Genomic DNA, 15,888 nt, shown 5'->3' with positions numbered 1-15,888 from the left:
TAGTATCTATAATTGCCTGCCTATCATTTTCTAAATTTTTATTAAGCGCTTTAAAAACGATTTTGTCTTTAAATCCTTTTATGCCCCCTTAGAATTAAAACCTATAAGCTTATAAAAGTTTCAAACGATTAATTCCTTTAATAGCATTTTAAGGTTTTCGCCAATTTTGGTGAAAACTATATGATCTCTATTTTTCTATAATAGCATATTTTTTGATACAATTATATTATAACCGTTTCAAATGATTACCCTCTTATAGGATAATCTAATGTTGCGATAACATCTTTAAATTTTATGCTTGATAATGCGATTAACAATCCAATCTTTAAAACAATGCGATTTGTGAGTGATAAAACATATCATAAAATTTATGAACTGTTATGAATAATAGCTGCTTTTCATTTACAGCGCGTCGTATTGCTACTCTTAATATTCATTCATAAGGAACCTATTGCTTTTTTCTTAAATGACTTTCATTTAAACACTTAATGTTATGTAAAAAACTATTTTAAAATTCATTCTAAACATGATTTAAAATGAGGAAATCTTCTTTCCTTGAGGCCTCTCATGATAAATCAATATTTTTATATATCATAATAGTCATCAATTATGGCTTCATCCTTTTAATTTCTCAAAAATGAGCGTTTTTTTATGGACTTAATAGACAGTCAAGATAATTTCTCTCATAATAAAATAGAAATCATATTTCATTTGCAAATAAGACGCGACCAATACATTGAGAAGCACTCAATATCAAAATTCTTCATCAAATAAACCAATGGATTAAATCTTTATCTCATATTTTTCCTTCTCTGCTTCTCACCTATCTAAAATACAGAATAAAACAATTTACTGATGAGGAAATACAGCATATTTTAAAGATCGTAGAATTCCTTATTCTTTTGCGTTCATAAAAACCAACACATCAACGTTTTTTATAACAAGGAAATGGTTTGCTATGACGTATCTCCTTTTATCTTTAATATGAAAAAATTAGTCTAACTCTAACATTGTTATATACTTTTACAATATCTTTGGAAAATTACCGCTTATTGCTGCTCTTGTTATCAACCAATAGCGATGTATCAATGGCAAAGTTGCATTTTCTTGAAAAATTTCAGCCCCTAGCTGTTGAGCTTTTTGAAGAGAAGCCGGTATAATGACTAACGGAAGAAATGCTGGCTTAAGAGCTCTATGGATAGCACGAGAAGACGCGTAAAATTTGCTATAATGATCATGTGATAATGCTACCATAGCTTCAACAATACGGCCCTTTTGTTGATTACTGAGACGACGAGTGTCTAAATCCTTCCTATTCACTCCTACAGCCTTCAGCATATCAGTAGGTAAATAATAGTGATATCGTGATTGCATGAATGATAAAAGACGCAATACACCACTTAATCCTTGAGCTATCCCTCCCAGTTCATAGATATCTGTAAAATCTTGTGCTGTATCGGGATCTAATATCTGACAAGAAAGCTGTAAAATTATGCTTGCTGTCTCACCACAATAATGCTCAAGATCATGAAGCGTTTCTATTGGGTTGTGGTAAAGATCTAAAATTTGGGCATCACAATAACGTAAAAAAGCTGTCTTAGGTAAATTAAAAAGAGTCATTGCTGTCAATAAATCACTCAAAATCGGATTACTTCCACTCATTTGCATTTCACCATGCGCGATAGAATCATACCACCAGCGTAATCGTATTTCTCCGATGAGTGGATCATGAACACTTTCGCGAATACGAGAAATCTCAGCATTAAATGCGTAGAGAGCAGCCAATGCTTTGCGCTTTTTTTTAGGTGCAAATAAAACCGATATATAGCGATCACGATCTATGGTACGTAAAATATCAAGACAATAAGGAAGAGAACCTAGCATTCTATGGACCTATTAACGTTCCTTTTTTAGCAATTAAATTAATATTCTCTTTTTATTCATATTAAAAAATGAGAGATAAGAAAATACAGCTCAAAAAATGAGATTTTTAAATCTGTCTCTTAATGTATGATGAATGAAGCTTTCATTGATAGTAAAAACAACTAAAAATTAACCGTAACATGCCATGCGTAATAAAACTTAGGATAATAGAGAACAGTAAAACACTTTTTGACTGAATAGATGACAATGCACTTTTATAGAAAATACACTGATTATAAAATTAAATGATTGGCCTCTTCCCTTTTCTAAGGAACAAAGATTTTTCCCCGAACCCGTCTGTCAAAAATATAATTGCTCTTAACAGATTCCTATTGTTCGTAACGAATTAATTTATAATAATAATTTACTGTTTTATCTGTTGAATTAGAAATCCTAATATCATATGATTTTCTCATCTTAAACCTATTCGCTTTCACATCACACGCGGAGTGAGTGTCTAGGTAGTTTTTAAAAAGGAAAAAAACGTCTCTTATGAATCACCTCAAATGCCAGAGACTTATCACTTATATGATACACTAGGTCCTACAGACTAGCCCAGCTCTGAATATTCGCTGCTGTATTAAAAATACACTTAATGTATTAAGTTATGTATACCTTAAGTTCCTTATATTACCACCTTAAACGACGATATTTTAAGACACAGAAAAATAATCATACGCGTCTTTTATGCTAGAAAAGGGTATATTTATTTTATTAAACAATACTTTATTCTACCGCAAATAATAATGCCGCAACAGCGCGATCTTCAGCCAATAAAACATTAAATGTACGCACTGCTGCTCCCGTACTCATTGTATCTAATGAAATACGCTTTTCCCATAAAAGGACCCGCAACTCTTCAGGTAATCTTAATAATTCAATTCCGGTCCCTATTAATAAAACTTCAATTTCAGATGCTTCTTCTAAAACACGAGACAGATCCTCTTGAGTGGGAATAGGCCGTGCCATATCAATGCCATAAATTCCTGATGGAACACAAATAATAGAACCTCTATGTGACATATCAGCAAAACGAAATCCACCATTTCCATAAGCATCAATAGGCGCACGACTTGGAAAATGTGCTTCACGAATTTGAATTGCATCGAACATGAACAAGCACCCTTTATTTTTAAAAACCCACTTATCTTTTACTTCTCACCATAAAAGTTAACGGAAATATAAAACAGTGATATGTTAACCATAGTTCATCAGAATATTGAGGTAGAAATTTTACTATAAAACCTTGACCTAGTCATACAAAAATATATTGAAAAGTTAGCAATAAACCGCAATTAAATGCTATAATTATCTGCCTTTTAAAAATTTTTTCTGTTTAGTTAACGTAAAGATAAAAAACTTCTCTTTATAGAAATAAGGACATTCTTAAAAAAAATTGCTGTAATATCCCATAAATAAAGTAAATATTTCAATAGGCTACAGAAAACAATAAAGACACCATTTTCTGTAGTGACTATAAAAATCATCCCTCCTCGTGAAATTTTCTTTATATTCCGATATTTTTTATAAAATGCTTTTTAAAATGGTATAAATTGCTCTTACACTTTTTAAGAAGCATTTTCCTTATTTTCCTCTGATAAAGCTTTTTTCTCTTTAGAAACACTCTCTTTTTCTTTCACAGTCGTTTTAGACTTAGATTTTTGTGGTGTTTTTGTTTTAGCATTCAGCTTTGATTTTTTTTCTGTAATCGGCTCACCTTTAACGCGCACATCAGCTAATGTTGAACGAATAACACGAATGTTCATATTCTCACCAATTTCAACCTCTAATTCACCACTCTCGTCATGAACCTTTTTAACCTTGCCGATTATACCACCACCTGTTATAACTGTATCACCACGACGTACTGCATTAAGCATTTCCTGTCGCTTTTTCATTTGTGCGCGCTGTGGACGGATGACAAAAACATACATAATTGCAAAAATTAAAATGAGCGGGATAATGCTAACAAATGAAAATTCACCGGAAACATCGCCTGCACCTTGAGCATAAGCGTTCGTAATAAACATTTTCATCTCCTATAATTAAACTTCAGATATTTCCCACTCTATTAAAATAAAATTTTGCTTTAGAAAAAATCTTCTCAAAAATTTATCATAAAAAGTGATGACAAGATAATGTAATCTCAGTGTTATAAGAATGCAATAAATCCTTAAGAGACAGAATACAATAAGAAAAATCTTAAAAAAACAGATTTATTCCTCTCTATTATATATCTTACACTAGAAGCCTTCTTACTCACTCAATAAATAATACCAAACAATTTTTCTAATGGAAAATTTTTTAATGAAAAAACTTTAATTTATAGGGATAATTCATTATTTTTTAATGTTGAATGACAGAGCTAAATACCGTAAAATGCTCTCATTTCAAATTCTTTGAATTAAGCCAAATGATTTTCTGCCCAGCACACCTATGAAATGAACATGAAGATAAAAATTCTTTATGATAAGAAGTCAAAGATCTCTTCTTCTCCCCCCCCCCCTCAAATACAAAAGTATTGCCAACATTGAGCGCTGACAAATCGTATAATACTATTTTGTCTTATACTTTATAAACACAAAGATGATAATCTCTAATGCCCCAACAAACTGCTCTTCTAAACCAATGATTTTCTGCTAACTTATGACGTTAAACATGAGCAAACACCTTTCGATGATCAAGCGTAATGATAAAGGACATGAAGCACGCCAATACTTCATCAAATGTGAACGGCTTTGAAAAAAGGAGCAACTTCACAAATTGATTATTCGACTCCTCAAGCATTGCTTAGTTTTTTGAATCATCTACAAGGGTAGATCGAGCAAAAAGTCCACGTTATTGCAAAATTAGCACCGAAAGCAGAATCTTTAGAAGATTTAAAACGTTCTGATAAGTGCTATTGATTTAAGAAAWTAAATTTTTTTCATGAAATTTCTATAAACTATTAAGACTATTCAAATTTAACGTCATCAATCAATTAGTTTTCTAAATATGTAAGAGGATCAACAGGTAATGAATTCTTACGCATCTCAAAATAAACACGTGGCGTTTTAACATTTCCTGAAACACCCGACTTAGCAATCTCATCACCACGTCTTATCCTTTGTCCTTTATTAACAACAAGCTTACTATTACATCCATAAATAGTGATAATATTATTTTCATGTCGAATCATAACAACATTCCCCAGCTCTTTTAATCCATCTCCCGCGTAAATAACGATACCATTTTCCGATGCTTTTACCGATGAACCTTCAGGCACAGCAATATCTATTCCTCGATTCGTTATTGTTCCTTTTTTTTGACCAAACTGGCTTAATAAACGCCCTCGTACTGGCCAACGCATCTTAGAAATTCCTGTAGCTTGCGGCGTCATAATATTATCTGTACTCGTAACAGTACTTGATAAACCAGATTCATGGTTCAATTGCCTCATCTGTTTAGAAGAATTTTTTTCAGAAGTTGATCTGTTTATCTGTGCAGAAGGTGGCGTTGTTACAGGAGCGTTATATATAGGAGAAGCCTTCTTCTGCTTTACAGAAGACGTCACTTGAGATTGGAGTGAAGATTCTGCTGTTGACGCTGCCCAATCGTTATGACGGGGTGCTTTTGAAGTTGCTACTGTAAGCCTGCTTGGTAGAACAAGGACCTGACCGATATAAATGGAATTGCTGTTTATACTATTTGCTGATTTTAATTCCTCAACACTAACCCCTATTTGTCGTGCAATACTGAGTAGTGTATCTCCACTCTGGACAATATAAGAGTTCCGCCGAAAAATAGGAGAGTTATCCATTTGTGAACGGGAAAGTGTTCCAAGATTGCGTGGAGGAGCCCCCATAACACGACCATCAGAAAAAGTTCCCCTACCTTGCTGCAGAGAATTATAGGAAGAATTGTCATCGACATCACTTGACTCCACAGGAGGCAATTCAGTGCTTTGTATCATCATTCCCCCTCCGTACGATAGCATGCTCGGATCTGTAGACGTAGAGTTTGCTATATTTGATTGAGATGAAACCCTATGATGAGAGACCATATTGGAAAAACGTTGTGTCCCAGAACTACAACCAGCAACACTAACGACCATCGCTAAAAAAGTTATTCTCTGAAAATTATGCCGGAAAATATTATCCAAAACTTTTAAACACATCGTTTTGCCCACTCATCAATACTCAACTCACTCCATTAAAGCTTTTTTAAATTACCGAAGTGTTAAAATGAGATGTTTTATTCATAAATATCTTCAATTAAGATCAAAATGAATTTTAACAAAAATAAGAAGCGAAATAATTTGCGCTATTGTTTAAATTTAAAAAATCAAAGTCTCTCCGCAATACCTTTAATAAAAGGTTGATAACGCACTTGAAACAGTTCTAAACACTCAAATCGCCTACCAATTTTTGTATAGCGCGTCACCGTTTGTACCCCTTCATCAGGTCCTATCGCCTGAATGAGAATTCCATTTTCCGCTAAAAGTTCTAAAAATTCCTTGGGTTCATCAGAACGTGATGGCCAAATAAGAATGCGATCAAACGATCCCAAGCCTGTCACACTACAACTTCCATCAATCTGCCGTATCACAATATTTTCAATACCCAAAGTTTGAAATTTTTGGCGTGCCAAATCAACAAGCGTTTTATAACGATCAATCGTCGTCACACGGTCACTCAAACACGCCATAAAAGCAGTACAAAAACCAGATCCTGTACCAATTTCTAAGACACGATGCTTTTTTTTCAATGATAATGCCGAAAGAATTAAGAGTTGTTCTTCCAAACGTTCCATATATTCCCCACACTCAAGGGGAACAACTTTATTATCATAAGCACTATTAAACCAAGGAGCAGAAACAAATTGCTGACGTGGAATTTTCTCTAATGCCGAAAAAAATTGCACATCATCAACGCCTTTGCTACGCATTTTCAGTACAAGAGCAGCCAACTCCTCACGAAATTGTAAAATACCCTTTTGCCCCATAGTATCATTCGCTCTCTAATGGAGGTGCACTTTTATCGTCCCTGCAAACCACTTCTTTTAAAATGGGAAAACCTTGCGTTTGCATAGCATTACCTCTTTGCAATAAACGCATAGTGTCTCTCCTTTCGCAAAATTAAGCAGTAATATAACGCACGCCTCCCATATAGGGTTGTAAAACATCTGGAACAATAATTGACCCATCAGCCTGTTGATAATTTTCAAGCACAGCAATAAAACAACGGCCAACAGCTGTACCAGAACCATTAAGGCTATGAACAAAATGCAATTTTTTATCGCCTTCTTTACGATAGCGAGCATTCATACGTCGACCTTGAAAGTCGCCACAAACGGAACAGCTAGAAATTTCACGATAACATTCTTGACCAGGAAGCCAAACCTCGATGTCATACGTTTTACGTGCTGCAAAGCCCATATCCCCAGTAGAAAGAACAACTGTGCGAAAAGGCAAACCGAGTCGTTTTAATATATCTTCGGCACATTCCGTCATACGTTCCAATTCAATGAGAGACTGCTCTTCACTAGTAATCGAGACCATTTCTACCTTCCAAAACTGGTGCTGACGCAACATACCACGCGTATCACGACCAGCGGCTCCTGCCTCTGAACGAAAACAAGGAGACAAAGAAGAAAATCGCAGTGGCAAATCTGATATTTCAAGAATTTCGTCGTTGACCAAATTGGTTAATGGCACTTCCGCTGTAGAAATAAGCCATCGACCATCTGTTGTTTGAAAGAGATCTTCAGCAAACTTGGGCAATTGGGCTGCTCCGTAAACAATCTCATCACGAACAAGAAGAGGTACAGAGACCTCTGTATAACCATGCTCATTGATATGTACATCAAGCATAAATTGTCCCAATGCACGTTCTAGCCGCGCTAACGCCCCTGAAAGCACTGTAAAACGTGTTCCAGACAAACGACTAGCTCGCTCAAAGTTCATCTGCTTGAGATCTTGACCAAGATCAAAATGCTCCTTTGGTGTAAAATTAAAGGTTGGAGGTGTCCCAAAATGTCGAATGACGACATTATCACTTTCATCTTTACCTTCTGGAACATCATCCAATGGAATATTGGGAAGTGCTGAAAGAATGTTTTCAAGACTTTCCGTCAGCTGTTTTTCTTCTGCTGTTGCAGAAGAAAGAAAGACTTTAAGCTCTTCAACTTCAGCTCTAAGGCGTTCAGCCATTTGCTGATCAGATACAGCTAAAGCTTGTCCTATTTCCTTTGAAATCGCATTGCGACGTTCTTGCGCCAATTGCACCTTAGCAACATGTGACCGGCGTGCAAGATCAAGTTGTATTAAACTTTCGGCTTGTGGCTCAAGGCCTCTCCTTACGAGCGCTTTATCTAATTTTTCAGGATTTTCGCGAATCCACTTAATATCAAGCATTAAAATTCCTCATTTATATTGTTTTTATTCATTTCTCATCGCGTAAGATTATACACTATTTTCTTAAGCCGATTTTTTCTCTTTTCTATACCGTAAGCCATTAAAATGGAGATCTCATAAAGCGCTATCGTTGGTAAAGCTACTGCAAACATCGTAAAAAAATCCGACGGCGTTATCATTGCCGCAATAATAAAAGAGAGCAAGATAGCCCATTTTCGTTTAGATACTAAATCATGAGACGTTAAAAATCCAACTTTTGTTAAAAGACTGATGATAAGAGGTAATTGAAAAATCAAACCAAAAATGAGAATAAACGACGTCATAAAACCCAAATAATCAGAAATACGCACGATAAACTCTATTTTTAAATGAGCATCTGGAAGAAATTGTTGAGAAAGGCTAAACCATAGTATTATGGGTGCCAATAGAGCATAAACAAATGCTCCTCCAATACAAAATAAAATAGGGCCCCCAATGAGAAATGGTAAAAAAGCCGCGCGCTCATTTTTATAAAGCCCTGGTGCAATAAAACTATAAAACTGAAAAGCCATATAGGGAAAAGATAAAACAACTCCCCCAAAAGCAGCGAGTTTTACCTTTGTTAAAAAAGTTTCCCATACTTGCGTTGATTGCAAACGAATACTCTCAGGAGGCCCTCCTGCTATTTTCATGGCCCACTGATATGGCCATAGTAAAAAATTTAAGATATAATCTTTAACAAGAAAACACATCATAAAAGCGATCATAAATACAACCAAGGCAGAAATAATTCGCTGACGAAGTTCAATTAAATGTTCTAAAAGTGGTGTCATATTGGCATCAACTTCATCTTTTTTTACATTCATGACACATCTTCTTTATCTTTAGAAGCAACAGAAATGCTTTCAGAATGATGAGAAGCTATAGATACTGTCCTATCTTCCTTGATTTCTTTTTGATCACATTCCAAAATTTCTTTATCTTTTTCTAATCTATGGTGTGTTGCCTTAACATCCAAATTATCGTGGATATCCTCTAATGCATTTTGAATGGAATCAAAAGTCTTTGCCAACATCTTGCTTGAATCGTTAATATCCGAACATGTTTTTTGCAAATCATCGCGCTCTATTTGTTTTATTACATCATCAAACTGGTGACGAAGTTCATTTGCGGTTGAATACACATAAGCCCTTACCCTTGCTATTGTCTTGAGTATTTTAGGTAAATCTTTCGGTCCAACGACAATGATGAGAACAAGTAAGATTACGACAAGCTCTGGTCCATCAATCCCAAACATCGCTTACACTCGGCTTCCTCATAAAAATAATGCACAATGACGATAACATTTTTGTTATTTAACACGTTTGTTATTTGGCACGCTGTTTTTTTGCAACAGATGCCTTGCCTCCTTTAGAAGCAGAAGGAGCTTTTCTGCGAGTTGCTGCATGTTTTTCCGATAACGGCTGAGATTGTTGAAATTCTCCATCAATTATTTGGGAAGGAGCAGCCATTTCAACTTTATCCTCAATGCCTCCCTCTTCTTCCTTCATATTCTTTTTGAAGGCTTTAATTCCCTTAGCAACATCGCCCATTAATTCAGAAATTTTATCGCGCCCGAAAAGCACAAAAATAAGCAATAAAATTATAATCAAATGTGTTGGTGAAAAAATATTGCCCATTACTCTCTCTAATCCTATGCTTTTAAATTTTATCTCACTTATTCATGCTTTCTCTGAAGAGAGTATCAAAATCGTATTTCACTTATATATTTTTTTCTCAACCTAAAAGCAATCACACGCTTTTGAATGGAAATGGACTAAACGAACTTGTACCCTCTCATCCCCTTTTTAGGGTATTATAGCAACAAACCATTCAAAAATGATAAACGATTTCACGCAAAGTTCAAAAGGCTTTAAAAATTTTTCTAAAGAAACTTCATATGATCTCTTGAACTGCTTATCTTCTTGCAAATACTGTATCCAATATCTTTCCTTTTAAAAACGCTATTGTACATGAAATTGCAAATACCTGTTCCAAATCAACTTTACCAATGAAAATAATATCATAACCTTCTATAAAAAAATTTACATGTATCTGAAAGTTTTTCCGAAAGTATATTCCCTGAAAGGTTTTTTTGGGGCTAATCATCTAACATTCAAGTTGCCTCAAAACCTATCATCTTACGAATAATATTTTCAACAATTCTTTGCGTTGCAGAAATCCTGTTATCAATTGTTTCATAAACAGTATGAGTAATGATCGTAACCAATCAGTCAAATTTTAAAAGGTGCAATATCATGCTTTTCTAAATATTTAAGTATAACACCGCAATATGGACTCCCTCAAAATGCATATTAGACAGCATTTGTGCGCGTGATCATATATGAGAATATGTTTTATTAACGCGTAAAATATTTTAATTTATAAGAATCATCCACTTTCACATCATAAGCGAGGTTAGCATCGAGAGATAAAAACTATTAAAATGGTTCTTATCGACCAGCTTAAGTGTGAAGGACGCTAGCAAGTAAGCCGCAATATATAGGAATATGACGATGCCAACTGTCAGCTTTATTCAGCAAAAAGCTTCTGTTGAAATGTTTTCCCTCTCCTTTTCCAACGTTCATATAAAAGATTTAAAACTCTAATGAATAAATACTCCCATGACATTCATATTTTATGTGTATAATTTTTTTATGAGAGTCTTGTTTGATTTTTAAAAGAAAATTTTTATGGATATCAATTCTATTATTCTATGTTAATAACCTGATACAGTTATCCCTATGATAGAGTTTCTCCCATGAATTATCGGCATATTTATCATGCTGGCAATTTTGCTGATGTTTTTAAACACATTATTGTCACCCGCATTGTAGAGTATCTCAAACGCAAAGAAAAAGCTTTTCGCGTTATAGATACGCATGCTGGTATCGGTATTTATAACCTCTCTTCTTTAGAAGCCCATAAAACAGGAGAGTGGCGCGAAGGTGTGCAACGAATTTTTTCAGCACCTATTCCAGAAGATTTAAAAGCACTTCTTTGTCCATGGTGTGATACCATTGATACCCTCAATAAAAGAGAGAAAGAAATTGTATTTTATCCTGGATCTCCTGTTCTTATTCGTCAATTATTACGGAAACAAGATCGCCTCACTGCAATAGAATTGCACAATGAAGATTATCATATTTTAGCAAAAAATTTTGCCGGCGATTATCAGACAAAAGTGCTGCATTTGGATGGTTGGCTTTCCTTAAATGCTCATTTACCACCAAAAGAAAAACGTGGATTTATCCTTGTTGACCCCCCCTTTGAAAAAACTGGAGAATTTTCCCGCCTTATCGAAGGATTAATGAAAGCCTATCGCCGTTTTTCTGGAGGGATCTACGCTTTATGGTATCCCGTTAAATATGATAAAGAAATTGAAAGTTTTCTTCACGCGTTTTATCAAACAGGAATTCCTAAAATTTTACAGCTTGAAATGCGCATCCGAAAAAGCTCAACACCACCTACAATGAATGGAAGCGGGATGATTATTATCAACCCTCCTTATCTGTTGGAAGAAGAAATGAAAAAACTCAGTCCCTTTCTTATCAGCCGTCTTGGACAAGATGAAAATGCCCAAATAACACATAAATGGCTTCAAAAAGAACATATAAATTAGATTTTACTCTTATATTTTCCCTAAAAAATAGCTTTTTGTAAGATATAAAGGCGGTAAGATTCTATTATTTTTTAGATAATATCAACATATCATCGAGCTAATAGCTATAAGCTTAAATTCATTTTCTTTCTTTTAAAAAATCTCTCCCTCCCTTTATTATTATGAATCTTTTATTCCAATCATTTTTAATGAATAATGGGCGCGTTCTTAAAGCTGTTTTAAATAAAAACTCTTATATTTTTTATAAAAGATAGGCACTCTAAAATCACACTCTTATGCTATAATGTGTTATTGATGGATAAAAGCTATTAAAGACATAAATAATCATTATTTAATCAATAAAGAATACTTAATAGAGTCAACAAAAAGCATTTCTTGATAAACGGAATGATACTGAGAAATAATACAAATTATCCGACAAATGAACGAGAAAAGCTTTCTTTTCTCTCTAATCTTACTTGGAACAATGCCAATCAAAGCAATGAAAAAAATCAATTCCAAGGTGTCAAATTCATACAAGAGTTTGTTAGACACCTTCCGCATAAACCGGGAGTTTACCGGATGATTGGTGAAAATGGTAATATTCTCTACGTTGGCAAAGCCCGTAATCTCAAAAAACGTGTTTCAAACTATGCACGTGAACAAGGGCACAATAATCGTATTACCCGCATGATTCGTGCAACATATCATATGGAATTTATCGTTACACACACAGAAACAGAAGCACTCCTTTTAGAAGCGAATCTCATCAAAAGATTGCATCCACATTTTAATGTATTACTCCGTGATGATAAAAGCTTCCCTTATATCATGATTACAAATGATCATCGAGCACCTGCACTTTACAAACATCGTGGTGCTCGAACACAAAAAGCTCATTATTTTGGGCCTTTTGCTTCTGCTGGTGCGGTGACACAAACAATTCATGTTTTACAACGCGCTTTTTTATTACGGACCTGTACCAATACAATTTTTGAAAACCGTACGCGCCCCTGTTTGCTTTATCAAATTAAGCGATGTTCTGCACCTTGTACCCATGAAATTAATGATAGTGATTATAAAGAACTGGTGAGAGAAGCAAAGGCATTCCTTTCGGGAAAAGATCAATCTGTTAAAAATGATATGGTTCAAGCTATGCATAAAGCCGCAAAAAATCTTGATTTTGAACAAGCTGCTTCCTATCGTGACCGCTTATCAGCCCTTTCTCACATACAAAGCCATCAAGGTATTAATCCTCAAACGATAAAAGAAGCAGATGTCTTTGCAATTGCTCAAAAGGAAGGAATGACTTGTATTCAAGTATTCTTTTTTCGCATGGGGCAAAATTGGGGAAACCGTGCCTATTTTCCTAAAGCAGATCCCTCTTTTTCCCGTACTGAAATTTTAGCGAGTTTTCTTGCCCAATTTTATGATGACAAACCACTTCCCAAAAGCATCCTTTTATCCGAAGAAATTGAAGAAAAGACACTTCTTACAGAAGCATTCAGTCTCAAAGCAAATCACAAAGTGTGTCTCTCTTTACCCAAGCAAGGTGAACGGAAAACGCTTGTTAATCACGCTTATCTCAATGCTCATGAAGCACTTGAACATAAACTTGCTGAAACAGCCACCCATACAAAATTGCTTCAGGGACTTGCTGAAACATTCCAACTACCTTTTCCTCCGCGCCGTATAGAAGTCTATGACAATTCGCATATTATGGGAACAAATTCTGTAGGAGCTATGATTGTTGCTGGTCAAATGGGATTTGTTAAAAATCAATATCGCAAATTCAACATTCGCTCAAAAGATATCACACCTGGTGATGATTTTGGCATGATGAAAGAAGTCATTAAACGAAGATTTTCACGCCTTATCAAAAAGCATAATTTGCCAAATAAAAGTCATGACATACAAAATCAAGAGAATGATCTTTTTCCCATTTGGCCTGATCTTATCTTAATCGATGGTGGTGAAGGACAAATCAACAGTGTGCATATAATACTTGCTGAATTACAATTAAATAATCTGATTACAGTTGTTGGAATTGCCAAAGGTGTTGACCGTCATGCGGGACACGAGTGCTTTTTTATAAAAGGTACCCTTCCTTTTACACTTCCCCCCCGTGATCCTATCCTCTATTTTTTGCAACGTCTACGCGATGAAGCACATCGTTTTGCCATTGGAACGCATAGAATAAAACGAAAAAAAGAAACATTCAAAAATCCACTTGATGAAATCGAAAATATCGGTCCGACAAGAAAACGTGCATTGCTTCACCATTTTGGAAGTGCCAAAGCTGTTGCTGATGCCTCACTTGAAGATTTGAAAAAAGTTACAGGAATCTCTATGTCAATTGCACAAAAAATTCACAACCATTTTCATGAAAAATAGGCTTGTTTCATTACTTTAGCCTTGTTACGTTTATGGAATATATTCTCTTTCACAAGAATTTAAAATAGCTCTATGAAAAATCATACTTTTTCTTTTCCAAATCTTTTAACTTATGCACGAATTGTTGCAGTCCCAATGGTTGTTGCGTGCTTTTTTGTAGAAGGACGCCTACAATCAAGTGATATCGCACGCTGGATTGCTGTTTCCATTTTTATTATTGCATCCATTACTGACTTTTTTGATGGTTACCTTGCTCGTATTTGGGAACAGACATCCAATATTGGTCGCATGTTAGATCCAATTGCCGATAAACTTCTCGTCTCTGCTTGTTTGCTCTTGCTTGCCGCAGATAGTACCATCGCTGGATGGACTTTGTGGGCCGCTATTATCATTCTTTGCCGAGAAATTCTTGTATCAGGATTACGTGAATATTTAGCTGAATTAAAAGTGAGCGTTCCGGTTTCTCGTCTTGCAAAGTGGAAAACTTTTGTACAAATGATCGCTATTATCTTTCTTTTAACAGGGTCAGCTGGTAATAAAATTTTCCCTTACACAGTGGAATTTGGCATTACTATGCTGTGGATTGCTGCCCTCCTTACATTGTGGACAGGATGGGATTATTTTCGCGCAGGTTTAAAACACGTCATCTCATGAAATCGCCTCTTGATTTTTAATAATAATCTATCTTTCTGCAACTTAAACAAGAAAAGAGATATCATAAATCTACTTATTTCAAATCTATTGATGATGAAACAATCAAGCTCCCCTTTTGCACATCACAAACATGGTTGTGCGCATCAATAAAAGATATTCAAGAAAAGGGTATAGGCTCTTGCAAAAACAGTTGCAATATTAAAAGCGGAAAAAACGATGACTACATATCTCTCAAAGAGATCTATAATTTTGTCAGCAAGAACCCAAAACACTATGTCTTGGGTTCTTGCTTCTTATTTACGCTTTTATTAACCAACAATTTCTATCTCAGAAAACCAAAAAGCGATTTCTGTTTTTGCCGTTTCAGCACTATCGGACCCGTGGACAGAATTCTCACCAATCGACAAACCATGGACCTTACGAATAGTCCCTTCTTCTGCTTCACTAGGATTTGTAGCACCCATCACTTCACGGTTTTTAGCTATTGCATTTTCTCCTTCCAAAACCTGTACAACTGTTGGACCAGAAGACATAAATTCAACCAATTCGCTAAAAAAAGGGCGTTCTTTATGCACAGCATAAAAATTTTCAGCCTCACGCTTACTCATCCACACACGTTTAGATGCAATAACACGCAAACCCGCATCCTCAAGCATTTTGGTAATTGTGCCCGTTAAATTACGACGTGTTGCATCTGGTTTAATCATAGAAAAAGTACGCTCTAAAGCCATTTACTCACCTTTATTTCATCGATAACATTCTCTGACTGCATCTATAGCGAGCAAGCAGCCCTTTGCCAAGTGACTCTACAAAAATCTATACAAATTCTCAAAAATATAGAATGAATTATAAAGAAAGCTTCAATAGAAATAAAAATACCTATAATTGCCCCTCTATTATAGGG

General features: G+C 35.1%; 13 protein-coding genes and 1 pseudogene. 4 read left to right on the top strand and 10 right to left on the bottom strand.

What is annotated here, in order from left to right; translation table 11 throughout:
* Nucleotides 1-1,023 precede the first annotated feature (1,023 nt).
* From HWX04_RS06830 to yajC, 3 genes are all read right to left on the bottom strand, one after another.
* On the bottom strand, nucleotides 1,024-1,884 hold the full coding sequence (locus HWX04_RS06830; RefSeq protein WP_175869407.1) for a phytoene/squalene synthase family protein: 861 nt from the start codon (nucleotides 1,882-1,884) through the stop codon (nucleotides 1,024-1,026).
* Between the two features lie 765 nt (nucleotides 1,885-2,649).
* The gene (locus HWX04_RS06825) at nucleotides 2,650-3,036 is read right to left on the bottom strand and encodes an Mth938-like domain-containing protein (protein ID WP_175869406.1); all 387 of its coding nucleotides are present in this window, start codon (nucleotides 3,034-3,036) and stop codon (nucleotides 2,650-2,652) included.
* Between the two features lie 455 nt (nucleotides 3,037-3,491).
* Nucleotides 3,492-3,953 carry a preprotein translocase subunit YajC gene (gene yajC / locus HWX04_RS06820; RefSeq protein ID WP_175869405.1) on the bottom strand — a complete coding sequence of 154 codons (462 nt, stop codon included), beginning with the start codon at nucleotides 3,951-3,953 and terminating at the stop codon, nucleotides 3,492-3,494.
* Between the two features lie 616 nt (nucleotides 3,954-4,569).
* On the opposite strand from yajC, the pseudogene HWX04_RS08715 reads away from it, so the two are divergent.
* A pseudogene (locus HWX04_RS08715) lies at nucleotides 4,570-4,817 on the top strand (antA/AntB antirepressor family protein); the annotation flags it as partial.
* A gap of 86 nt (nucleotides 4,818-4,903) precedes the next feature.
* Here HWX04_RS08715 and HWX04_RS06815 read toward each other — a convergent pair.
* The 6 genes from HWX04_RS06815 to tatA all read right to left on the bottom strand — a co-directional run bounded on the left by HWX04_RS06815 (nucleotide 4,904) and on the right by tatA (nucleotide 9,975).
* Complete coding sequence (locus HWX04_RS06815) at nucleotides 4,904-6,079, bottom strand: M23 family metallopeptidase (RefSeq protein WP_175869404.1); 1,176 nt, start codon at nucleotides 6,077-6,079, stop codon at nucleotides 4,904-4,906.
* Nucleotides 6,080-6,246: 167 nt separating this feature from the next.
* Complete coding sequence (locus HWX04_RS06810; RefSeq protein ID WP_175869403.1) at nucleotides 6,247-6,906, bottom strand: protein-L-isoaspartate(D-aspartate) O-methyltransferase; 660 nt, start codon at nucleotides 6,904-6,906, stop codon at nucleotides 6,247-6,249.
* Nucleotides 6,907-7,039: 133 nt separating this feature from the next.
* The gene (gene serS / locus HWX04_RS06805) at nucleotides 7,040-8,317 is read right to left on the bottom strand and encodes a serine--tRNA ligase (RefSeq protein WP_175869402.1); all 1,278 of its coding nucleotides are present in this window, start codon (nucleotides 8,315-8,317) and stop codon (nucleotides 7,040-7,042) included.
* 35 nt (nucleotides 8,318-8,352) lie between these two features.
* A complete protein-coding gene (gene tatC / locus HWX04_RS06800; RefSeq protein ID WP_175869401.1) occupies nucleotides 8,353-9,162 on the bottom strand; it encodes a twin-arginine translocase subunit TatC in 810 nt (269 codons plus the stop codon).
* A complete protein-coding gene (locus HWX04_RS06795) occupies nucleotides 9,159-9,593 on the bottom strand; it encodes a twin-arginine translocase TatA/TatE family subunit (protein WP_175869400.1) in 435 nt (144 codons plus the stop codon). The genes tatC and HWX04_RS06795 overlap by 4 nt, the downstream gene beginning before the upstream one ends.
* Nucleotides 9,594-9,663: 70 nt before the next feature.
* Complete coding sequence (tatA, locus tag HWX04_RS06790) at nucleotides 9,664-9,975, bottom strand: twin-arginine translocase TatA/TatE family subunit (protein ID WP_175869399.1); 312 nt, start codon at nucleotides 9,973-9,975, stop codon at nucleotides 9,664-9,666.
* A 1,121-nt stretch (nucleotides 9,976-11,096) separates the two neighbouring features.
* Here tatA and HWX04_RS06785 point away from each other — a divergent pair.
* The 3 genes from HWX04_RS06785 to pgsA all read left to right on the top strand — a co-directional run bounded on the left by HWX04_RS06785 (nucleotide 11,097) and on the right by pgsA (nucleotide 14,984).
* Nucleotides 11,097-11,957, top strand: a complete 861-nt coding sequence (locus tag HWX04_RS06785; RefSeq protein WP_175869398.1) for a 23S rRNA (adenine(2030)-N(6))-methyltransferase RlmJ — start codon at nucleotides 11,097-11,099, stop codon at nucleotides 11,955-11,957.
* Between the two features lie 387 nt (nucleotides 11,958-12,344).
* Nucleotides 12,345-14,330, top strand: a complete 1,986-nt coding sequence (uvrC, locus tag HWX04_RS06780; protein WP_175869397.1) for an excinuclease ABC subunit UvrC — start codon at nucleotides 12,345-12,347, stop codon at nucleotides 14,328-14,330.
* 72 nt (nucleotides 14,331-14,402) lie between these two features.
* On the top strand, nucleotides 14,403-14,984 hold the full coding sequence (gene pgsA / locus HWX04_RS06775; protein ID WP_175869396.1) for a CDP-diacylglycerol--glycerol-3-phosphate 3-phosphatidyltransferase: 582 nt from the start codon (nucleotides 14,403-14,405) through the stop codon (nucleotides 14,982-14,984).
* A gap of 308 nt (nucleotides 14,985-15,292) precedes the next feature.
* Here the strand turns inward: pgsA and ndk are convergent, their stop codons facing one another.
* On the bottom strand, nucleotides 15,293-15,715 hold the full coding sequence (ndk, locus tag HWX04_RS06770; RefSeq protein WP_175869395.1) for a nucleoside-diphosphate kinase: 423 nt from the start codon (nucleotides 15,713-15,715) through the stop codon (nucleotides 15,293-15,295).
* Between the last annotated feature and the right edge of the window lie 173 nt (nucleotides 15,716-15,888).

Source organism: Bartonella gabonensis (assembly GCF_903679515.1).
GTDB lineage: Bacteria > Pseudomonadota > Alphaproteobacteria > Rhizobiales > Rhizobiaceae > Bartonella > Bartonella gabonensis.
Note: the sequence above shows the minus strand (reverse complement) of the source record. Positions and strands in the feature narration are given on the sequence as shown.